Annotated in this window: 20 protein-coding genes; 13 read left to right on the forward strand and 7 right to left on the reverse strand. The window is 48.4% G+C overall.

Annotated elements, in window-relative coordinates; genetic code table 11:
• Nucleotides 1–13 precede the first annotated feature (13 nt).
• From ACL9RM_RS05440 to ACL9RM_RS05455, 4 genes are read right to left on the reverse strand one after another with little or no spacing between them, the layout of a single operon-like run.
• A complete protein-coding gene (locus ACL9RM_RS05440; protein WP_165175997.1) occupies nucleotides 14–1,123 on the reverse strand; it encodes a YheC/YheD family protein in 1,110 nt (369 codons plus the stop codon).
• Nucleotides 1,120–2,490, reverse strand: coding sequence for a YheC/YheD family protein (locus ACL9RM_RS05445; RefSeq protein ID WP_061831703.1), 1,371 nt, complete (start codon nucleotides 2,488–2,490; stop codon nucleotides 1,120–1,122). Before ACL9RM_RS05445 ends, ACL9RM_RS05440 begins: the two co-directional genes overlap by 4 nt.
• 12 nt (nucleotides 2,491–2,502) lie before the next feature.
• A complete protein-coding gene (locus tag ACL9RM_RS05450; RefSeq protein WP_323873176.1) occupies nucleotides 2,503–3,657 on the reverse strand; it encodes a YheC/YheD family protein in 1,155 nt (384 codons plus the stop codon).
• A gap of 43 nt (nucleotides 3,658–3,700) precedes the next feature.
• The gene (locus tag ACL9RM_RS05455; protein ID WP_165175993.1) at nucleotides 3,701–5,071 is read right to left on the reverse strand and encodes a YheC/YheD family protein; all 1,371 of its coding nucleotides are present in this window, start codon (nucleotides 5,069–5,071) and stop codon (nucleotides 3,701–3,703) included.
• Between the two features lie 162 nt (nucleotides 5,072–5,233).
• Here ACL9RM_RS05455 and ACL9RM_RS05460 point away from each other — a divergent pair, with 162 nt between their 5' ends.
• The 3 genes from ACL9RM_RS05460 to ACL9RM_RS05470 all read left to right on the forward strand — a co-directional run bounded on the left by ACL9RM_RS05460 (nucleotide 5,234) and on the right by ACL9RM_RS05470 (nucleotide 7,470).
• A complete protein-coding gene (locus ACL9RM_RS05460; RefSeq protein WP_025685398.1) occupies nucleotides 5,234–5,578 on the forward strand; it encodes a YlbF family regulator in 345 nt (114 codons plus the stop codon).
• A gap of 72 nt (nucleotides 5,579–5,650) precedes the next feature.
• Nucleotides 5,651–5,932, forward strand: coding sequence for a hypothetical protein (locus tag ACL9RM_RS05465; RefSeq protein WP_069291592.1), 282 nt, complete (start codon nucleotides 5,651–5,653; stop codon nucleotides 5,930–5,932).
• 203 nt (nucleotides 5,933–6,135) lie between these two features.
• Nucleotides 6,136–7,470, forward strand: coding sequence for a DRTGG domain-containing protein (locus tag ACL9RM_RS05470; protein ID WP_250267953.1), 1,335 nt, complete (start codon nucleotides 6,136–6,138; stop codon nucleotides 7,468–7,470).
• Between the two features lie 54 nt (nucleotides 7,471–7,524).
• On the opposite strand, the gene ACL9RM_RS05475 is transcribed toward ACL9RM_RS05470, so the two are convergent.
• Both ACL9RM_RS05475 and ACL9RM_RS05480 read right to left on the reverse strand, forming a co-directional pair.
• The gene (locus ACL9RM_RS05475; RefSeq protein ID WP_061831708.1) at nucleotides 7,525–8,022 is read right to left on the reverse strand and encodes a hypothetical protein; all 498 of its coding nucleotides are present in this window, start codon (nucleotides 8,020–8,022) and stop codon (nucleotides 7,525–7,527) included.
• Nucleotides 8,023–8,034: 12 nt separating this feature from the next.
• Nucleotides 8,035–8,364: a YtrH family sporulation protein gene (locus ACL9RM_RS05480; protein ID WP_013309582.1), complete on the reverse strand. Its 330-nt coding sequence runs from the start codon at nucleotides 8,362–8,364 to the stop codon at nucleotides 8,035–8,037.
• A gap of 137 nt (nucleotides 8,365–8,501) precedes the next feature.
• On the opposite strand from ACL9RM_RS05480, the gene ACL9RM_RS05485 reads away from it, so the two are divergent.
• The 6 genes from ACL9RM_RS05485 to pyk all read left to right on the forward strand — a co-directional run bounded on the left by ACL9RM_RS05485 (nucleotide 8,502) and on the right by pyk (nucleotide 16,798).
• Nucleotides 8,502–12,179, forward strand: a complete 3,678-nt coding sequence (locus ACL9RM_RS05485; RefSeq protein ID WP_250267954.1) for a DNA polymerase III subunit alpha — start codon at nucleotides 8,502–8,504, stop codon at nucleotides 12,177–12,179.
• Nucleotides 12,180–12,345: 166 nt separating this feature from the next.
• On the forward strand, nucleotides 12,346–12,843 hold the full coding sequence (locus ACL9RM_RS05490; RefSeq protein WP_250267955.1) for a phosphatidylglycerophosphatase A family protein: 498 nt from the start codon (nucleotides 12,346–12,348) through the stop codon (nucleotides 12,841–12,843).
• Between the two features lie 152 nt (nucleotides 12,844–12,995).
• Nucleotides 12,996–13,184 carry a hypothetical protein gene (locus ACL9RM_RS05495; RefSeq protein ID WP_013309585.1) on the forward strand — a complete coding sequence of 63 codons (189 nt, stop codon included), beginning with the start codon at nucleotides 12,996–12,998 and terminating at the stop codon, nucleotides 13,182–13,184.
• Nucleotides 13,185–13,364: 180 nt separating this feature from the next.
• Nucleotides 13,365–14,258, forward strand: coding sequence for an acetyl-CoA carboxylase, carboxyltransferase subunit beta (gene accD, locus ACL9RM_RS05500; protein WP_250267956.1), 894 nt, complete (start codon nucleotides 13,365–13,367; stop codon nucleotides 14,256–14,258).
• On the forward strand, nucleotides 14,259–15,242 hold the full coding sequence (locus ACL9RM_RS05505) for an acetyl-CoA carboxylase carboxyltransferase subunit alpha (protein WP_250267957.1): 984 nt from the start codon (nucleotides 14,259–14,261) through the stop codon (nucleotides 15,240–15,242). It begins immediately after the preceding gene.
• 125 nt (nucleotides 15,243–15,367) lie between these two features.
• Nucleotides 15,368–16,798, forward strand: coding sequence for a pyruvate kinase (gene pyk / locus ACL9RM_RS05510; RefSeq protein WP_029516614.1), 1,431 nt, complete (start codon nucleotides 15,368–15,370; stop codon nucleotides 16,796–16,798).
• Nucleotides 16,799–16,894: 96 nt separating this feature from the next.
• Here pyk and ACL9RM_RS05515 read toward each other — a convergent pair whose 3' ends face one another.
• Nucleotides 16,895–17,791: a LysR family transcriptional regulator gene (locus ACL9RM_RS05515; RefSeq protein WP_250267958.1), complete on the reverse strand. Its 897-nt coding sequence runs from the start codon at nucleotides 17,789–17,791 to the stop codon at nucleotides 16,895–16,897.
• Nucleotides 17,792–17,998: 207 nt separating this feature from the next.
• Here ACL9RM_RS05515 and ACL9RM_RS05520 point away from each other — a divergent pair, with 207 nt between their 5' ends.
• The 4 genes from ACL9RM_RS05520 to pstB all read left to right on the forward strand — a co-directional run bounded on the left by ACL9RM_RS05520 (nucleotide 17,999) and on the right by pstB (nucleotide 21,717).
• A complete protein-coding gene (locus tag ACL9RM_RS05520; protein WP_190298979.1) occupies nucleotides 17,999–18,922 on the forward strand; it encodes a phosphate ABC transporter substrate-binding protein in 924 nt (307 codons plus the stop codon).
• A 106-nt stretch (nucleotides 18,923–19,028) separates the two neighbouring features.
• The gene (gene pstC, locus ACL9RM_RS05525) at nucleotides 19,029–19,961 is read left to right on the forward strand and encodes a phosphate ABC transporter permease subunit PstC (RefSeq protein WP_013370343.1); all 933 of its coding nucleotides are present in this window, start codon (nucleotides 19,029–19,031) and stop codon (nucleotides 19,959–19,961) included.
• Nucleotides 19,961–20,857, forward strand: coding sequence for a phosphate ABC transporter permease PstA (gene pstA, locus ACL9RM_RS05530; RefSeq protein WP_023987910.1), 897 nt, complete (start codon nucleotides 19,961–19,963; stop codon nucleotides 20,855–20,857). Before pstC ends, pstA begins: the two co-directional genes overlap by 1 nt.
• A gap of 17 nt (nucleotides 20,858–20,874) precedes the next feature.
• Nucleotides 20,875–21,717, forward strand: a complete 843-nt coding sequence (gene pstB, locus ACL9RM_RS05535; RefSeq protein ID WP_250267959.1) for a phosphate ABC transporter ATP-binding protein PstB — start codon at nucleotides 20,875–20,877, stop codon at nucleotides 21,715–21,717.
• Nucleotides 21,718–21,810 lie beyond the last annotated feature (93 nt).

Here is a 21,810-nt window from a genome sequence, read left to right on the forward strand (position 1 = left end):
TCCACTTCCTTGATCATGATTTCATTCGTCCGGCCAAAAAGGAGCTGTACTGGAATATGCGTCTAAGCGACTTTTGGCGGATTTCCGGCTCGTCAAATTTCATCGGTTTGGCATTGGCTTCAAAAAACCAGAGGGTTCCGAGCGTATCCACGCCCAAATCCATGGACATTTCGCCATGGGAAAGACCGGATGCGCGTTCAATTTGACGTGCAATCTGTATGGCCGTACTTTTAACTTTGTTCAGTAGATCCGTGCTGTCCTCAGGCCCAAACAGTGAGGACAGTAGCTTGAACGGGTCCTCTACACTCCCGCCACGCGGGACATGTGTGGTAATGCTCCCTTTACCTGCCAGTCTGGCACCGACCCCGGTTATACTCCAGGAGCCGCGGATATTTTTTTGTACCAGGATACGCAGGTCGAAGGGTTTTTTCTGATAGGTTGCCAGATCGATACCCTGTTGAATGATATAAGGCGAGTTGCCCGCTTCCCGGCGGATACGTCCCCACAGCCGGGATAGCGATACAGATCTGTAGGTTACACTTTTTTTGTCATGCTGAATGGTCAGTCTGTAAGCCATTAGATGTTCTGGGCGGAATTTAAGAATCATAATCCCTTTTCCGGCCTTACCGTTTTCCGGTTTGAGATACAGGTATGGATACGCAGACAGCATTTTTCCTAAGGAAGACAGGTTGCTTAACCGTTTGGTTGCCGGAACAAGCTGACGAGTGGTTTCCGAGGTACGCAACCACTTGAACAGTTCCCATTTGTTAAAAAAGCCTGGATTGTACAGCTCAATGCCTGAAGCATGTGAAATTTCATCCAACTTTGTGCGCACAGAGGTTTTAAGTTCATAATTACGATTGGGGATGCGATTATAAATGACCTGTGGAGGTGGAAAATTCTGTTCCTCCCACGTCTGTAAGCTCTTGTTGAAAACGTAGCCCTTAACCGTTTCGTCTGCCAGTTTCAGGTCCCTGACGGTAACAATGTACACCTGATAGCCCATCCGTGTTCCCGTTTCAAGAATATCCCTGAAATTGCGCTGATTGCCCTTGAAGAATTGTTCTTCGTCGTGCACTGTCAATACAGCAACGACTGGCTTATGCTCCGCCCGGGTATTCATAGTTCCTCTTTTCTGCGGAATTTACTGAGGTAAAGACAGTGGTCCAAAATATGCTCCACGGATGCTTTACCCTCCGCACGCAACGATGGATGCTGAAAAATGGATCGGCCTGGCTTGGAGTTGGCTTCAAACATCCATACCTTTTCATCCTGATCAATACCCAGATCAAAACCGATTTCACCCAGTAGATGCTGGTGATGGTGTTCAATGGCTTCTGCGAGCGTAACTGCTACGTTTTTGGCACGTTGAAGCACTTCACCCGCCCGGTCTCCGAATACCCGGTTCAACGCCTGTTCAGGTGTCATAAGGGAGCCGCCGTTTTTGATGTGGGTCGTGACACTGCCGCGTCCGGCTTTTTTGGCTCCAATGCCGACGACGACCCACTGATTATTTCCATTTTTATGCATGTGAAACCGGAAATCAATTGGGCAATTGTCAATCTCGATCAGCTGGATACCCTGTTGAATGACGTAACCCTTTAACATCTGTCCCTGATTGGAGTGAAGCATCCTGAGCATGGAGTTAAAAGAGGTGAATTTTAGCAATACATTGCTATTTTTCTTACGGTACCTCACAAAATAGCCTTGCTTGGGAACATGGGACAGACGGTAGATTCCTTTACCGAGGCTGCCTCCACTTGGCTTGTAATAAGCAAATTGATGTCGCTCCAACATACCTCGGATACGTTCAGAGCTGGGATTCATATATGATTCAGGGACATAGCGGTTAACATCTGGATTATTTTCCAGCAGATTATAGATATCGGACTTATTGAAAAAGCTCCAGTTAAAGAAGGGAATTCGTTTGCGGGAAAAGCGTTCGCGTAGTTGATTGATCGCCGGGGAAAAATCAGATCGACGGCTCGGCAAACGGTTATAGATCACGTCCGGCAAAGGTACAAGTTTACGTGTGAATTCCCCGCTGGAAGACAGAAAATAGCCGTTAATCGTATCATTTTGCCAGTTAATATCCCGAGGGGTGAAGGCAAAAATATAAGATTTTTTGCTGCCTTCCTTTAGCAGTTGCTTAATAAAGCCTGTGCGTGATCCGAAAGGGCGAGTGGTGGAGTTGGTACCGTCAGACAGCACGCCAATCAACGGCCCTAGCTGTATATCCCCATCCAGATTTCGCAAATAGATGGCCCCGCTTTTGGGAACACGGATTGCATTACGTAAGCCCGAGGTCAAGTATAGATGGCGTCCCGCCTTCTGAATTGGTTTTACTGTAGCGGGAATCTGATCCTTACCGAGCCGCAGACGTACGGACTTGGCTCCGGATAATTTAAGGCTTTTCAACAAGGAAGTGGATATATACGCCACCTTGTCGGGCTGCTGTGAGAAATGCACATTGCAATGCGTTAAACTCATCTGTTTATCCTCCTATACCGTATGTTCAAGGGAGGCGCCCGCGCCCTTTGGCCCTGTCGCTTTGGAATGGGTCATTAAATATCGAGCATATTCGAGCGGGCGGTTGACCGACTGGAAAGCGCACTCTGGCTGACGGGTCTGAAAAAAGGAGGCCCGGCCAGGTCGGGAATTAACCTCCAATAGCCAGATGTTCCCGCTCCGGTCAATACCGTAATCAATTCCCAACTCGCCAAGGCGGCCATAACGTTCCTCCAGCGCCCTGGTAATGGTCAAGGACAGCGCCATCATCTGCCTGATGATGAGACGCGTGGTGTCCGCGCCAAATTGTTCACGAAGGTAAGGCTCAGCTGGATGGGCTTCGCCCCCACCGTGAAGATTAGAAGTCAGAGTTCCTTGTCTGCCTTCTCTTACGGCAAAGCCCGTCAGGCGCCAATAGCCGTTGCCATCCTTTTGCATGAGTGCGCGAACATCAAAGGGATGATTGCTTTGGCTTGTTAATTTCAAATAAGGCTGCACGATATAAGCGCGTTTGTGTGCAATTCCGTGGACCCATGACAATCCTGCATCCAATTCGGAAAACAAGCGCCGGAACGGGCGGTTACGGGAGTCTCTACCCTGTACAAGTAGTCCCTGGCCTCCTTCTGCCAGCCGGAGATACAGTGTGCTCTTGCCATGTGTTCCGGTCTGTGGCTTCATAAACAGCTCCGAATGGCGTCGTAGCCATTCCACAAGCTGGATCGTGTCCCGGTATGGCGCCGTAGGCGGCACAAAGGGACGCACTTTATCTACCGCATGCAAAGCGCGATACACCTGCCATTTGCCAGGTAAGTTACGCGACCAGTAGATGAGCTTACGCGATTTTTGCTCCGCCATATCTTCCAGTGTGCGCCTGACATTCTGGCTCTCGTGAACATGGAGACAGCGGTTATACACAATATCCGGCAACGGAAAGCGGCCGGATGTCCATACTCCGTTACGGTAAACATAACCTCGTATGGAGTGATCTTCAGGTGAAACTCCTTCGGCGGTAAACGCCATTACGCTAAGACCAGAGCGCCTGCCCAACAGACTTAGCCTGCGGCAAAAATCGGCTTCGGTAATAGGGGGAGTGGCGGCCTGATTCCGGCTAACAAGCACGCCCAGCGTGCCTGGCACAACAAGAGACACCGACAACAGCTCCTTTGGCAGCCAGACTCTGGAAGAGATGAATTCATTTGAAGCCGGCTGAATAACAGCAGTATTCAATCATTTTTTTTACGGACGGGCGAGTTTTCTGATCATTTAACGGCGTGTTGTCATTCTTAGATGGCTTCGAATTGACCTCCAGCAACCAGATGCGCCCCGTGCTGTCTATTGCCAGATCTATACCAAATTCTGCGAAATGGGCGGGAATCGCTTTTTCCACTCCGCTTGCGATATCCAGTGCTGCTGTTTTGAGAGAGGTATGCCCATTCGATTTAACGGTTGCGGGCAGCGTGGTTTTGGCAAGTGCTTCTTTGACTGTACTCAGCGTGCCGCCTCTTGCCAGATTGGACACAAAGTGGCTGCCTCCGGCGATCCGGGCGACAATGGATGTTACGGTCCAGGTTCCGGACGAATTTTTCTGTACAAGCGCACGAAAGTCGACCGGACGCTTACCATGATCAATCAAGGTAAGTCCCTGTTGGAGTTGAAAGCGTGTTGTTTTCATTTTTCCCGCTAAGCTTTTGTACAGTTTATCGACGTTGGCATACATTTGCTTGCGGGGTGTGCCCGCTGTTGTGGATAGCACCGAAAAGGTGCCATCCGTTTGTTTGTTAATGCGCATTATGCCTTTACCTAGGCTTCCGCGCACTGGCTTGAGAAAAACAGCGGGATACTGGTTGCACATTTTTTTGAAAACAGCAAAGGTTTGCAGCAAGTGGGACTCGGGTAAATACTTGCGCAGGGAAGAATTGGATTTAAGCGCATCAAAGACTTCATTCTTATCCAGAAACTTTTCGTTAAAAATGGTCGTGCCGTACTGCGATTTTACTTCTTTCATGAAATGCTGTACGCTAGTTCTGTTCTCGAGTTTACGGGAGGTAAGACGATTATTGACGACATCGCCGGCAGGCATGACCGTCTTTTTCCAGCCTCCGTCATACACCCATCCCTGAACTCGCCCGGGCTGACTTCCGATATGCTCCGGGGTGAAAAAATACACATATGCTCCTTGTCTGCGGCATTCCCCGACTAGTTCACGGCAGAACAGGGTGATCGACCCGAAAGGCTTGTCGGGCTGTTCGGGATAGTCCCGACTGACCAGCACGCTAATAAGTGGGCCCACTCGAAGTGTCCGGCGACCTCGGCTGTAGGTTACTCGCAGATTACAATTGGCATGAAGCCCCATTTTTCGGGCTAGCACGCTTCCCACACGTAGGCCGCTGTAGCGGGGCACCGATATGACGGTAACCTCTTGGCGGAACGAACCGAAGGCGAGCTGAACGGGGTGGCCAGCGGATATTTTCCATTTGCGAAGCAGGGACTCGCCGACCATGAGTACGTCATCCTGCAAGATGCCCGATCCGATGATTTGAATCGTTGTTTTTTTGATGGACATCGTGGATCTCCTTCCGGGCAGCAACTTGATGTCTTGAAAGTAACGGGAAACGTGAATGGGCTGTAATAGCACTGATTCATCATATGAGGACATATATCCCTTGGTGATTGACGGACAATGTGAAATGTTGATACTAAACTTGTATTGGAGGAATAAACAATCATGAACATCTATGACAAAGCCCATGATTTAGCGAAAGCATTGAAGGAAAGCAAAGAGGTAGAGGAAATTACGTCAGCGATGAAGCTGATCGAAACCGATCCAGAAGCCAAGAAAATGCTCGACGATTTCCGTGAACGCCAAATGGAAGTACAGCAACGCATGATGAGCGGCGATATGCCAGCACAGGAAGAGATGGAAAAGATGGAGAAGCTGTTTGAGGTACTTAGCTTGAACCTCAACATCCGTCGCCTGTTCGACGCTGAACGTCGCCTGAGCGTGATTATTGAGGACGTTAACAAAATTATTGCAGACAGCCTTCAACATTTGTACGGTTCATCTCTGTAAGTTTGTCTCATATTCCTTCCTGTCCTCTCATAGACTAGATACATAGAGTCACAGGGAGAGGAAGGGATACGATTGGGTTCTTTCAAAAAATGGAAACACGGTTTGTACACACTCATTGCATTGGCTATGGTTTTGGTCGCGTTACCACGCATCTCGCTTGCAGGCGGTTTGAACTGGGTCAACGGCTTTGGGATGGTATGGGTACTTTTTGCGCTGCTAGTCATCGGAGCAAACATGCATTTTTTGCTGGGTGTGGATGAGGAAAAGCGCAAAACGCTGGAGCGTGTGCGACGGGCCAAAATGCAGCAGTGGCAGATGAAGTGGGATAAAAAAGCTGACAAAGGCAGCATGTAGTGAGTTTTTTCAGCTTGTCCTGGGCTTGCCTCCCAGATGGCAAATCAATCATAGTAAGAAGCGATCCCTTGTAAAAGAGGGGATCGCTTTTTTTGCTATTTGCGAAGCGGAGAACTCAAAATGAACAAGGGTCTAAAATATAGGGATATTGTGCTATAATAGATACAGAATGATACAGATTGAACGTTGGGGGTGTAACAGAGTTGGACGGGCTAGATGAAACAGTTACGAAGCATGAGCAGCTATTGCGACATATCGAGCAGTTGAAAATAGGCTCCAAAATTTCTGTGCGCAGGTTGGCTAAAGAAATGAGTGTCAGCGAAGGAACGGCCTATCGGGCCGTGAAGGAAGCCGAGAACCTGGGAATCGTCATTACCAAGGAACGCATCGGAACAGTACGAGTGGAGAAGCGACCGCGCGGCTTGTCCGAGCAGCTGACCTTTGCAGATGTCGTGAATATTGTAGAGGGACATGTGCTGGGCGGAAGTGAGGGGTTGGAGAAGCCCTTGCACAAGTATGTAATCGGAGCGATGCGCGAGGAAGCTATGGCCCGTTATATTGACGCAGGTAGTTTGCTAATCGTTGGTAACCGTGAGGATGCGCATTCACTTGCATTGGAGCAGGGGGCAGGTGTGCTGATTACAGGGGGCTTCGGTACGAGCCGAGAGGTTAAGCAGCTCGCAGATCAGATTAGTCTGCCGATTATTTCCTCACGCCATGATACTTTTACAGTGGCATCTATGATTAATAGAGCCATATTTGACCGCTTGATCAAAAAGAAAATTATGCTGATTGAAGACATTGCGGCAGGCAAACCGAAAACGTTGACCTTGAAAATCAACAGCACGCTTACCGAGTTTGAAGAACTTTCGGTGACGACCGGACATCATCATTTTGCAATAGTGGATGAATGGAATCGTTTAATTGGTATCGTCAGCCGCAAAGATGTGGAGGGGCTTCTACCTGAGCATACGATGGATAAATGTCTGATCCGCAATCCGATAACGGTCACCTACCAGACCTCGCTGGCTTCTGCCGCGCAAATGATGGCGTGGGAAGGTGTAGATTATTTGCCGGTCGTGGACCGTAACCGCAAGCTGCTTGGGTCCGTTACACGGCGTGAGGTGCTGGAGGCGCTGCGTAACGCCCAAAAGCAGCCACAACTTGGCGAGACGTTCGACCAGTTGATCTGGAACGGGTTTGCTGAAGAGCGTAATGAGGACGGATCGTTATTTTTTCGCGGTTTTATTATTCCACAGATGGCGACCAATTTAGGTACGATCTCGGAAGGCGTACTGGTCAACGTGATGACACAAGCGGGCTACCGGGTAGCTAGAGACATGACCGGCAAGGATTATGTGCTGGACAATTTGACGACTTATTTTATTAGACCCGTACAGATAGAGGATGCTGTCGTTCTTCGTCCATTGCTGCTCGAGCTGAGTCGCCGCACCTGCAAGCTAGAAATTGCAATTTCACGGGAAAACCATTTGGTATGCAAAGCAGTGATGACACTTCAATCCATTGAACATGGTTAGTCTACCTGTGGCTACCTATGGATCGGAGCAGGGTGTGAGGTCGAATAGATCGACTTAGTGGCTTTCAGGCAGTCTTTCTTTTGCTTCCAGCCAAATTTGCAGCACCCCTTCCATTACAAGCATCGTTTTGACCTGGATCGTATACTCCTTGTCACGAACGGTGTATTTTTTTTGGTGCAGCAACATACGTACCAGCTTGCTGTCAGAGTCAATCTCGAACATATCTCTGCCGCGCAGCACCTCCAGATCCCGACTGACACGGCGAAGAAGTTCCTTCAGGTTGATAGAATCAATTTTTTCGGCCGAAGCTTCCTCCGCGATCAGCTTGATTTCTTTGACAACGGTTTGGCGCTTGCTGTATTTGCGCAATGTTTTGTTGTCTTCCTCGGCTTGCTGGAGCTGGAATTGAAGATCCTGGTTGTTCGTCCACAGCTGATTGAAGCTGGCATGCCAGATGGCATTGTAGATCATTCCTCCCGTAATCATACCGAGTACAAAGACGGAGGATAATTGCATAAAAGGGCGCAGGCGCTCAAAAGGGGGGACTCTCATAGTCGTTTCACCTCACGGTCGTCCGTTGCCGCATACCCACTTGACCAGCTCTGCACCCATATGAGCGCCTAAAAAGGCGAAAATCAAATACAATATCTGCTTAATGGCAGGTGACAAATTACCATCCAACATATTGCTTTCAATGACCCGGATCGGGTCCATCGTTCCCCCCACAGCGGCGGCAAGCGCCCATATTTTAATTCTTCCGGCAACCTCCAGCATCGTCTGGGTTGGCGGCTGAAGCGATACGACAGCTCCCATTCCGCCGAGCATGGCTCCCCCGAGCACGATGCCGAAGGCAATGAAGAAGTCGAGAATCGCTTTGGATATAAAAGTGCTCATGCTCTTTTCCTCCTTAGGTATACGAATCAGGACCGCGCTTGTCCGCCGAGGTCTGTACTTTTATTCTATGGGCGCTACTAACGCGGATATGATAAAATAGTTTGAAGAAAATCAAGCGGTGAAAGGAAGAGAAGCGCATGAGTTCATTTGTGCATTTGCATGTTCATAGCGAGTACAGCCTGCTGGACGGCGCGGCTCGTACCGCGGAGTTGGTCAAACAGGCATCAGCTTACGGAATGAAGGCGCTGGCCCTTACAGACCACGGGGTTATGTACGGTGCCATTCCTTTTTATAGAGCGTGTGTAGAGAACGGCATTAAGCCGATTATCGGGTGTGAGGCCTATATGACGGCAGGATCGCGCAAGGAGCGTGGCAGCCGGAAGGATCAGCCCATATATCATTTGATTTTGCTCGCCAAAAATAAAACAGGCTATCAAAATCTGATGAAGTTGTGCTCCATCGGCCATTTGGAGGGCTTTCACTACAAGCCGCGCATCGACATGGAGGCTTTGGCTGCCCATCATGAAGGCATCATATGCCTGAGCGCTTGTTTGGGCGGTGAAGTGCCGCAGCATTTACTGCATGGTCGGGAAGCCGAAGCACGACGAGCAGCGGAACGGTATCGTAACATTTTTGGCGATGATTTTTATCTGGAACTCCAGGACCATGGTCTTTCGGAGCAAAAACGTGTAAATCCTCTCTTGATCGCACTGGCGAAGGAACTGAATATTCCACTGGTGGCGACGAATGACGTGCATTACTTGACTGAGCCAGATGCGGACGTGCAAGACGTTCTGATCTGTATCGGGACAGGGAAGACAGTTGACGATGAGGAACGCTTGCGTATACCAACACGTCAGTTGTATCTGAAAAGTCAGGAGGATATGGCTCGTTTATTCCCGCATGTGGCAGAAGCCATCGCCAACACGGTGCGTATTGCTGAAAAATGCGAACTAGAGCTGGAATTCGGTCAATCCATTTTGCCTGAATATCGCCCGCTGCCGGAAGGAATGACCTCTTCGTCCTATTTACGCAATCTGTGCGTGCAAGGGCTGGAGCGTCGCTATGGAAGCGATCCCGGATGGGAGCAGCCGGAGGAACGGGAAAGGCTGAACCAACGGCTAAACTATGAGTTGAATACCATTGACAGTATGGGTTTCAGCGATTATTTCCTGATTGTATGGGATTTTATTGCCTTTGCACATAAGCATAAGATTGCAACGGGACCGGGGCGGGGTTCCTCAGCAGGCAGTTTGGTTGCCTATGTGCTTAACATCACGAATGTCGATCCGATGAAATACAACCTGCTCTTTGAACGGTTTCTGAATCCAGAACGAATTAGTATGCCAGATATAGATATTGATTTTAGTGATGAACGGCGTGACGAGGTTATCGACTATGTAGTACAGAAGTACGGAAATGAGCATGTAGCGCAAATTATTACCTTTGGAACGCTGGCAGCAAGAGCCGCTGTCCGTGATGTCGGTCGTGCATTGAACGTGCCGTATGGCGAGGTGGACAAGGCAGCCAAGCTGATTCCGGCGCAGCTAGGCATTAATATCCGTCATGCGCTGGAAATCACCCCGGAGCTAAAAACGCTATATGAAACGAAGCCCAAGACACGTGAACTGCTGGATATGGCGATCAAGGTTGAAGGAATGCCTCGTCATGCTTCGACACATGCAGCAGGTGTTGTCATTTCGCGGACTCCATTGACCGATGCGGTTCCGCTTCAAGAGGGGAGCGAAGGGGTTCCTTTGACGCAGTACTCGATGGAAAATCTAGAGCGCATTGGTTTGCTTAAAATGGATTTCCTTGGGCTGCGTACGCTCTCCATTATTGAACGGTGCATACACTGGATTGCGGAAGAGCATGGAGAAACGCCTGATTTTAATCGTATTCCCGATAACGATCCGCATACCTATGACTTGCTGGGCAAAGGAGATACAGGAGGCGTATTCCAGCTGGAGTCGGCCGGTGTACGCCGGGTACTCAAGGATTTGAAGCCGAGTGTATTCGAGGATATCATTTCTGTCCTGGCTTTGTATCGTCCGGGCCCGATGGGCTTTATTCCTAACTTTATACAGGCCAAGCATGGTCAGATTGAGATTTCTTATCCGCATCCTGACCTGGAACCGATCTTAAAGGATACGTACGGTATTATTGTGTATCAGGAGCAAATCATGCAGATTGCTTCACGCATGGCGGGCTTTTCCCTGGGAGAAGCCGATCTGTTGCGCCGGGCTGTGTCCAAGAAAAAGCGCGAAGTGTTGGATCTGGAGCGCGGGCATTTTGTCGAAGGCAGTATCAAGCAGGGATACACGGAGGAGGAGGCCGGAAGGGTTTACGATATGATTGTCCGTTTTGCTGACTACGGCTTCCCGCGTGCTCATGCAGCTGCTTATGGTGTGCTAGCATTTCAAACGGCTTATCTAAAGGCCCATTATCCGGTGCAATTTATGGCTTCAATGCTGACAGCCGTGATGGGAAGTCATCGGAAAGTGGCTGAATATGTCGTCGAATGCCGTCGTATGGATATCGCAGTGTTGCCGCCTGATGTGAATGAGAGCGGGGTGTTGTTTACTCCTTTACAGCAGGGAGGCATCCGTTTCGGCCTAGCAGCGATTAAAAATGTCGGCACACAGGCGATGGAGAGCATTCTCGCTGTTCGCAAGGAACGGCCTTTCGACAGCCTGCTCGATTTTTGTCGACGTGTCGATTTGCGGGTATGTAATAAGAGAGTAATTGAATCGCTTATTCAGGCAGGAGCCTTTGATTCATTGACAGGTCATCGGGCACAATTGCTTGCCATGTTGGATGAAACAGTGGATGCAGCCGTCAAGTGGCGCAAGGAACGGGATGACTTGCAAATTGATATGTTTGGTTTTGTGGAAATGCCCAATTGGGATATCGAATATCCCAATGTACCCAAATTCAGTGCCAGCCAGCAGTTAGAGCTGGAACGTGAACTACTGGGACTGTATTTATCCGGGCACCCGTTGGATGATTTTGAGTCGCTGTTGGAAAGCAGCGAGGCGGATCGTTTGATGGAGCTGGGCGATGTGCCAGATGAAACGGTTGTTGTGACCGCAGGCATGGTAGTGTCACTCAAAACGATTACGACCAAGCAGGGTAAGGCCATGGCCTTCATTGAGCTGGAGGATCAGATTGAGCGCTGTGAGGTTGTGCTGTTTCCTGAGGTATGGAAGCGAAGCCAGCAGTGGATTGAAAAGGGAGCTTTGCTTACGCTTCGAGCCAAGATGCAGCAGCAAGACGAGCACTTCAAGCTCCTTGCGGATGAGACCGCCCCGCTGGCGGAAGACTCGCTGGCACGGCTCCTCCAGCGCCGACGTGCCAGTACGCGCTCGTCCGCAATAGCTGGAACATCCGTGCCAGCTGCTGGCTCTCCTGCTGGCGGCCCGGGCGGGAGAGCGTCGCGCGTGTCGCCCCCGCCTTCGGCAGCCAATGCATCTGCTTCGCCTCAACCGAAGGCGGCCCGTCCCGTGATGGCTGCTTCACCGCGTGGAGCCGAAGCGGCTCGAGGTGAGCAGGTGCCAGTCCCGCGCAGCTCGGAGCCGACCACTCATCAGCGGGTGTTTGTCAAAATCACCCGCCAGGCCGAGGAGGACGCCAGCTTGCTGGTCAGTCTCAAGGCACTGCTCCAGGAGCATCCCGGTGCTATGCCTACCGTACTTTTTTATGAGAGCAACCAGCGTCTGCTGGCCTTGAGCGATGCTTACAGCATTAAGCCCTCTCCTCAGCTTTTTGATCAAATGGAGTCGATGTTGGGTGAAGGTACGGTGAAAGTCAAATGATAGGCACACAGCAAACCGCCCTTATTGTAACGGTTTAATGAACATTTTCCTTCCTTCCCGCATACACTTGGAAAACTGGCGGAACAGGAGATTCAACACGTACCCTGCACCATAAGGTCCCGTACGGTGAAAGAATAGACTGCACGGTGAAAGCGGGAGGGAAATTATGTCCTATGAATATGCAGAAACTTTGTTAAATCGCAGAGGCATTCGTATCGAGTCCATTGCGGACATTGTTTTTCAGCTTCAGCTAAAATATTATCCTCATTTGACGATGGAAGAATGTATAGACAGTGTCAAAGCGGTTTTACAAAAGCGTGAGGTTCAATATACGTTGCTCACAGGTATTGCGCTCGATGAGCTGGCCGAAAAAAGACTTCTCCCCCAGCCATTGCAAGCCATTATGGAGGCTGACGAACCGCTGTACGGAGTGGACGAGACACTGGCTCTTGGAATTACGAGTGTGTACGGCATGATCGGCTTAACCAGTTTTGGTTATCTGGATAAGGAAAAGACGGGGATTATTGAACAGCTGAACCAAAAAGGCAGTGGTATTCATGTGTTTTTAGACGATCTTGTCGCCGGACTAGCTGCCGCTGCTTCTTCGCGCATTGCACATCGGAGCCTCCATGCCAAGCATTATCCTGCATCATTGGACGCTTAATTGACCTGTGTAGACAGAGTTGATGATTTTCTAGGCCCTCCGACGAACTTGAATGATCAGGAGGGCTTTTGTTGCGGGAAAAAAGTAAGGTATGTTATCATGAGTCTATTATATGGGCTCAAAACTTGAGGCTTAGGGGGTAGAAACAAGGCATGTGGACGGTGATTTATATTGCACCGACGGCCAGACTGGCTGACATGATTAAGCTCAAACTGTCTGAAGAAGGTTTTATGGTGCAGGCCCGGGCCATCAGCGCGTCCAAGCAACAGTTTGAGATACTTGTGCCTTCGGGTGAAGTCGAAGAAATACAGGAAGTGCTTAATTCGATTTTGCGCCCTTGAGTCCGGAACGGCGGAAGTGATACAGCAGCATGAGTGGAACAAAGGATGCACGATCGGCGGTAAAGTTTTAGTAACAGGCGTTGACGTGTGTATGAACATAATGCTTAAAGGTGCCGCATAGACGGCAGAGGACCTTGTATCGGTTACGGCTGACAAATAAACGGCTGGAGAGGTGTAGTTGTGTTTAAAGATTTATTCCAAAAGAAGCGTAAATACGCGACCATCCCTTCGGAACGGGCGCTGAGCGGCGATCAAGCGGACATGCCGGATCGTCCCAAACGGGAAATTCCCGAAGGTCTTATGACCAAATGTGGCAAGTGTGGAAGTATTCAATACAGCAAAGAACTAGAGAAAAATTTGAAAGTGTGTCCGGTGTGCGGATACCATATGCGTTTGAATGCTATGGATCGCATTCGCATGGTGCTCGACGAAGACACGTTTACGGAATATGATGCCGATATGATTTCGGTTGACCCGCTGGACTTTCCGGGATATGAGAGCAAGCTGGAGCAACAGACCCTGAAATCTGGCTTGCGAGAGGCTGTCGTTACGGGCGACGGCCTTATTTATGGACATCCTGTTGTCGTTGCTGTGATGAGCTTTGACTTTTTTACTGGCAGTATGGGTTCGGTCGTAGGAGAGAAAATTACCCGCGCCATTGAGCAAGCAATAGACAAGCGTCTGCCGCTAATTATTTTCTCAACTTCCGGCGGGGCACGTATGCAGGAAAGTATTTTAAGCTTGATGCAGATGGCCAAAACAAGTGCTGCTCTTGCTCGTCTGGATGAGCAGGGCTTGCTGTATATTTCTGTTATCACCGACCCGACTACAGGTGGAGTGTCCGCCAGCTTTGCTACGCTTGGAGATATTAATATCGCGGAGCCAGGAGCTGTATTCGGCTTTGCAGGGCGTATTGTAATTGAACAGACAATCAGACAGAAGTTGCCGGATGATTTTCAAACATCCGAATTTAATTTGCAGCATGGACAATTGGATATGGTTGTACACCGCAAGGAACTGCGTGATACCCTCGGGCAACTGCTTGATCTGCACAGTGTGAAAGGGGTGGAATAGATGGCTGGTGAATTGCCTTATGAAAAGCCCCTGGTCGAGATGCGACAGAAGATCGAAGAACTCAAGCAATTCGGACAGGATAAGCAAATTGATTTTACAGATGAAATCAACCGTCTCGAGGAACGTTATCTCGAGATGGAAGAAGAAATATATTCGAACATTACAGCACCACAAAAAATGCATTTGGCCCGTCATCATCAAAGACCAACGTCTCTTGATCTGATTGAGCAGGTGTTTACGGACTTTATTGAATTACACGGCGACCGCTTGTTTGGAGACGATCTGGCGGTTGTGGGCGGAATTGCCAAGCTAAATGGTATTCCGGTGACCGTCATTGGTCAACAGCGTGGTAAGGATACGAAAGATAACATTGCGCGTTTCTTTGGTAGTGCTCATCCGGAAGGATTTCGTAAAGGCTTGCGTTTTATGCAGCAGGCTGATAAATTCAAACGCCCTGTTATTACATTTATTGATACGAAGGGCGCTTATCCGGGTAATACAGCAGAGGAGAGAGGTCAATCGGAAGCGATTGCGCGCAACTTGCGGGAGATGGCAAAGCTTTCGGTGCCTGTTATTTGTGTGGTCATCGGCGAGGGTGGAAGCGGCGGTGCGCTTGCGTTTGCAGTCGGTAACCGTGTGCTGATGCTGGAACATGCCATTTATTCGGCCATTTCTCCAAACGGTGCAGCTTCGATTCTATGGAAAGATGCTTCCAAGGCCGATCAGGCAGCTGAAGCCATGAAGATTACGGCTAATGACCTCCTGCGCATGGAAATTATCGAGGATATTGTGCCGGAGCCGAAAGGGGGCGCGCATCGTAACTATGAACTGACTGCTGCCGCAATCAAGGAGCTATTGGAACGTCATTTGGCAGACCTTACGAATATGAGCTGCGATGAATTGAGGGAAGATCGGTATCAAAAATTCCGAAAAATAGGTCAATACACCTTCTTGAAGCCTTCGGAATCTGAGCCTATGTTGTAATACGCTGTAAACGGGTAACAATAAATATGACGAACTTCCTATACAAATAGGAAAAAGTGTAGTAGATTTAATTGTTGGAAAAAGATATAAAGAGTAGCACCTTTGAAAACGGAGGAAAAACCCAAATGCGCAAAACTAAGATTGTATGTACCATCGGTCCTTCCAGTGAGTCATTGGAAAATGTGAAGAAACTGATTCTGGCTGGTATGAACGTAGCCCGCCTGAATTTCTCTCACGGTGATTTCGAGGAGCATGGCAACCGGATTAAAAACATCCGTCAAGCTTGTAAGGAGCTTAACAAAAACGTTGCTATTTTGCTCGATACGAAGGGGCCGGAAATCCGGACAGGAAAGCTCGAAGTTGAACCTATTGAGCTTGTTCAGGACGAGTTCATTACGCTGACAACGGAAGAAATTCTCGGTACGCAAGATCGTATTTCCATTACGTACAAAGATCTTCCCTCGGACGTGGAGCCCGGCTCCACCATTCTGATCGACGATGGTCTGATCGGACTCACCGTTATTGAAGTATCAGGCACTGAAATCAAATGCCGCATTGTTAATGGCGGAACGATCAAAAGCAAGAAGGGCGTTAACGTTCCAGGCGTTGCTATTTCTTTGCCTGGTATTACTGAAAAAGATGCTAATGATATCATTTTCGGTATTGAGCAGGACATTGATTTCATCGCGGCTTCTTTTGTTCGTAAAGCAAGTGACGTTCTGGAAATCCGTGAATTGCTGGCGAAACACAACGCAAGTCATATCCAAATCATTTCCAAAATAGAAAATCAGCAAGGTGTTGACAACCTGGATGAAATTTTGGAAGCTTCAGATGGCCTGATGGTTGCTCGTGGTGACCTCGGTGTGGAAATTCCTGCTGAAGAAGTGCCTCTGGCGCAAAAATTGATGATTAACAAATGTAATGTAGCTGGCAAGCCTGTTATTACGGCAACACAAATGCTGGATTCCATGCAACGTAACCCGCGTCCGACTCGTGCGGAAGCAAGTGACGTGGCGAATGCTATTTTTGACGGAACAGACGCAATTATGCTGTCCGGCGAAACAGCTGCGGGTAAATATCCGGTAGAATCCGTATTGACGATGTCACGTATTGCAGAAAAAGCTGAGTCCTCTCTGAACTACCGTGATTTGTTCAAGAAACAAAGAACGGCTCAAGAAATTAGTATTACAGAAGCAATCAGCCAATCTGTTTCTATTTCTGCACTTGACCTGCATGCCAAAGCGATCCTGACGTCCACACAAAGCGGAACAACGGCGCGTATGATTTCTAAATACCGTCCTGAAGCTCCGATTGTTGCTGTGACAACACAGGAAAGAACAGTTCGCCGTTTGGCTCTGATCTGGGGCGTACATGCAGTACAAGGCAGACCAATCGTTGACACAACAGATAGTCTGTTTGACAACGCACTGGAAGGCGGTCGCAAATCTGGCCTCGTTAAAGAGGGCGATTTGGTTGTAATTACTGCGGGCGTACCTCTTGGTGATTCCGGTTCTACGAACCTGATCAAAATTAGCTGCGTTCCAGCACAAGCGTAATTAAAGTCTCCATGACATAATACCGAGGCTGCATCGTTACAACAAGCAAAAGAGCATTCAAGTCAATAAGACTTGGATGCTCTTTTTTTATGTTCTCTAGCTTTTCATTTCCAGTCCTTCTCGTCGTATGAAATCAAGAAATGCCTGTTGCATCAAGTTCATGTGTGTATCTTGTTGATACACGATGTTAATTTGATAATGGCTCCTTTGGTTATCAGCCTCGGGATAAGGAAGCCATTCCACCGAGGGAACAGCATTTTCATTATTATCCACTCCGCTTGCAGGAAAGAAGGCAAGCGCTTCTCCGCCGCTTACGACTTGCTTTACCGCTTCCCAAGAGTTGATCTCCAGATGAGGCTTAACTAGCGAGGAATACTGATCTACAACTGATGAACCGCTATATTTTACCCATGTGTGCTTGTCCAGCATATCAGGTCCATTGACCTCCTCTGATTTGAATGCAGATGCAAGTGCAGATGCAGAACGGATAACTCCTACTTGATCTGAAGCCACTGGCTCTGCCACCGTATACTCTGGAAGAGAATCTCTATCGTCGAGAAAAGCAAAATCAATTTCCCCCTGTTTCAGTAGCTGCTTAATTGCATCCGGGGATTGAATCTCCAACTGAATACGACAATCTGGATACCGCTCAGCAAACTTAGCCATCAAAGTGGGGAGGAGATACGTACCTGATATCGACTCTGCACTCAGATGTAAATGCGCCTGTGACTCTTTTGTCAGTTTATCTACAGCTTGTCTAGCTTCTTGCTCCAGAGAGATGATCTGCTTTGCGTAAGGCAATAATTTTTTTCCAGCCTCCGTTAGCATAATTCTGCCTTGTTGAAGAGAGAATAGGGAAGCACCCATTTCCTTTTCCAAGCTTTTCATATGAAAGCTGACGGTAGGTTGTTTGACTTGCAAAGCTTCGGCCACATCCGTCGCCTTATGGAATTTGTCGATCAGCATCAAAATACGCAATTTTAGAATATTCATGGAATCCAACAGTTCTCCTTATATGTCATTCATATATGAATTTCAAACTATAGATTAATTATATACCGAAAAATAATTTATCTATCAATATTTTATATTTGTTTTACAAAACCACGTCGTTCGTCTAACATTCCAGGCCTACAATGTAAAAGTGTTGATGGTCATAAATAAAAAACCGTCACTTAACTAAGGGGAGGACAATAAAAAATGTTGAAAAAATGGCCGTTCATTCTGATGACTCTCACCATGGTATTTGCACTTGCAGCTTGCGGATCAGGTAACAATGCTGCACCACAAGGAGACGCTGCTACAGGAACAGACAATAAGGCAGCTGCTGAACTGACAGGAAACATTCTGGCTGTTGGCTCCACTGCACTTCAACCATTGGTAGAGCAAGCGGGACAAAAATTTATGGCTGTCGATAAATATAAAGGCATTGCAGTTCAAGTACAGGGCGGCGGTAGCGGTACTGGCTTGACTCAGGTTTCCGGCGGACAAGCGGATATCGGTAACTCCGACGTGTTTGCAAAAGAAAAACTGGAGAGCGGCGCAGATGAGCTGGTCGATCACCAAGTAGCTGTTGTAGCCATGTCAGCGGTAGCGAATCCTAAAGTAGGCGTTACAGACCTGAAAAAAGATCAATTGGTACAAATCTTTACAGGTAAAATCACGAACTGGAAAGAAGTTGGCGGTGCAGATCAAAAAATCGTTATTGTAAACCGTCCAAGCAGCTCCGGTACTCGTGCAACATTTGAAAAATACGCATTGGGACAAAAAACAGAAGATCTGCCGGGCTCCATTCAAGAAGATTCTTCCGGTACTGTGAAAAAGCTGATTGCTGAAACACCGGGTGCGATTGGTTATCTGGCTCTGTCCTACATCGACAACACAGTAACTGCTCTGAAATACGATGGCGTTGAAGCTAACGTTGAAAATGTAGAACAAGGTAAATATCCAGTGTGGGCTTACGAGCATATGTACACTAAAGGTGAGCCAAAAGAGCATGTGAAAGCATTCCTGGACTACATTCTGTCAGATGAAATCCAAAAAACGGATGTCGTAGACTTGGGATACATTCCAGTAGCAGGTATGCAAGTGAAACGTGATGCTGACGGTAATATCACGAAATAAGGAGAGTCACACCTCCTGTTCGATGAACGCAGCTAACGCGAGTATATTCGCGAAGAAGAGGCGGACTAGCGTCCGGCCTCTATTCTTCGGTTAAAGGAGTTACAGTATGGAACCAATTGAAGGGAAGGCATACATGGAACAGAATAAACGATCCCGAGTTATGAAAGAAAGACATTACTGGGAAGAATGGACCGGCCGCATATATACGTCGGTTTGTGTCGTTTTTTTAGTTGCAGTCATTGTCTCCATCGTATATTTTGTTGCCTCCAAAGGTGTAGCTACATTTGCGGTGAATGGAGTCAGTCTGCGAGAGTTTTTCTTTGGAACCAAATGGAGCCCGGATGGCGAACCTAAGTCCTTCGGCGCGCTTCCGTTTATTACGGGTTCTTTTGCAGTAACCATACTGGCGGCTTTAATTGCCAGTCCGCTCAGCTTATGTGCGGCTTTATTTATGACGGAAATCGTGCCGAAATCGGGTAAACGTATCCTTCAACCCGCGATTGAATTATTATCCGGTATTCCGTCTGTTGTATATGGCTTTGTCGGCTTGACCGTGATCGTCCCGCTGCTGCGGAACGTGTTTGGAGGACAAGGCATCGGCATTCTGGCAGGCTGCCTAGTGTTGTCAGTCATGATTTTGCCGACGATTACGAGTATTATGGCGGATGCGTTGTCTTCCTTGCCGGGGGGGCTGCGTGAATCCTCTTATGCTTTGGGTGCTACCCGCTGGCAGACAATTGCCCGTGTTATTATTCCGACGCTGTTGCCTGCTCTTTTAACAGGAATTATTCTCGGTATGGCTCGTGCCTTCGGAGAAGCGTTGGCTGTACAGATGGTAATCGGGAATGCTCCGCACATACCGCATTCCTTGCTGGAATCCGCTTCGACCTTGACCAGCGTCATTACACTAAGCATGGGCAATACAGCGATGGGCTCCGTTCATAACAATGCTCTCTGGAGCATGGCGCTTGTTCTTCTGCTCATGACATTCATTTTCGTGCTGCTGGTAAGGCTGCTTGAAAGGAGAAACCGGGTTTGATGAAAGCTAAAACGACCGACAAGATCGCTACATTTGTAATCTGTTTCTTCGCCTTGTTCATTGTTGCACTTTTGGTTGGATTACTGGGCTTCATTTTGGCCCGCGGAGTCAGTCATATTTCTTTTGACTTTTTAACCAGTGCTCCCCAAACATTACGTGCAGGCGGTGGTATTGGCCCACAACTATTTAATTCCGTATTTTTGTTAATCTTAACTTTGATTATCACCATTCCGATTGGCTGGGGCGCAGGTATTTACATGGCGCAATATGCAAAGCCGGGGAAAATTACGGACTTTATACGACTTGTCGTCGAAGTATTGTCCTCTTTCCCGTCTATCGTCATCGGATTGTTTGGACTACTACTTATCGTAAATACGTTTGATTTTGGCTTTTCCCTCTTATCAGGAGCCTTGGCTTTGGCCGTATTTAACCTGCCGCTGATGGTTCGCACAACTGAGCAGGCTTTCCGAGCTGTGCCGAAGGAGCAAAAGGAAGCTGGACTTGCGCTTGGATTGTCCAAGTGGAAAATTATCACCTCCATTTTGTTGCCAGCTGCGCTGCCAAGCTTGATTACGGGTACCATTTTGGCCGCAGGCCGTATTTTCGGGGAAGCCGCCGCATTGCTGTTTACAGCAGGGATGAGTACGCCGCCGCTTGATTTTACCGATTGGAATCCATTGCATGCTAGATCGCCTATTAACCCGATGCGACCTGCTGAAACATTGGCTGTTCATATTTGGAAGGTCAACAGTGAGGGGATTGCTCCTGACTCCAAAGATATTGCTGCAGGCGCTTCTGCCGTACTGGTGCTGCTTGTGCTTGCATTCAACTTGAGTGCAAGATGGTTCGGAAGAGTTGTATACCGCCGTCTGACAGCTGCCAAACGTATGGATTAGAAAGGGGATGGAGAACAATGGAACATGTGATTACGCGAACGGCAAAAACCGCCGCACCAGCAACATCCGTTCAGTCTACGCGTTCGGAACAGCTTGCGGGACAACCGCCGCATCCGTTCAGTACTGAGGATTTGAGTATTTATTATGGCAGCTTTGAGGCTGTGAAAAAAGTGAATCTTGCCTTTCCCGAGCAGACAGTGACTGCCCTGATCGGGCCTTCCGGCTGCGGTAAATCGACCTTTTTGCGCTCCCTTAATCGGATGAATGATGAGATTGCGTCTTCCTCTACAATGGGGCACATCTGGATGGATGGACAGGATTTGACGGCACCGGAAACGGACGTGATCAAGCTGCGTCAGCAAATTGGCATGGTGTGGCAACGTCCCAACCCTTTTTACAAATCCATTTACAATAATATCGCCTTCGGTCCTAAATACCGTGGGGTGCGCAAGAAGAAACAGCTTGATGAAATCGTCGAAAGTAGCCTGCGTAAAGCAGCATTATGGGATGAGGTCAAGGATCGTCTTCACGATTCCGCTCTGGCGCTGTCTGGCGGGCAACAGCAGCGGCTTTGCATTGCACGTGCACTATCCGTTCAACCGAAAATTCTATTGCTTGACGAGCCAGCCTCCGCGCTGGACCCTGTGTCTACAGGCAAGGTAGAAGAGCTCATCACCGAATTAAAAAAAGAACTGCGCATCGTTATTGTGACGCACAATATGCAGCAGGCTGCACGAATTTCCGATTATACTGCTTATTTTTATATTGGAAGTCTGGTTGAACATGGGAAAACGAACGATATTTTCACGAATCCTGAAAATGAGCTTACTCAGGAGTACATCATGGGTCGATTTGGTTAAGCGATGTTGCTCATCGACCTACTTTATATTAGCTGCACGTAAAATCCTCTTACTAATCCAGCATTAGTAAGAGGATTTTTATTGTGTTCAACG

Source organism: Paenibacillus sp. S29, from assembly GCF_049319765.1.
Lineage (GTDB): Bacteria > Bacillota > Bacilli > Paenibacillales > Paenibacillaceae > Paenibacillus > Paenibacillus polymyxa_B.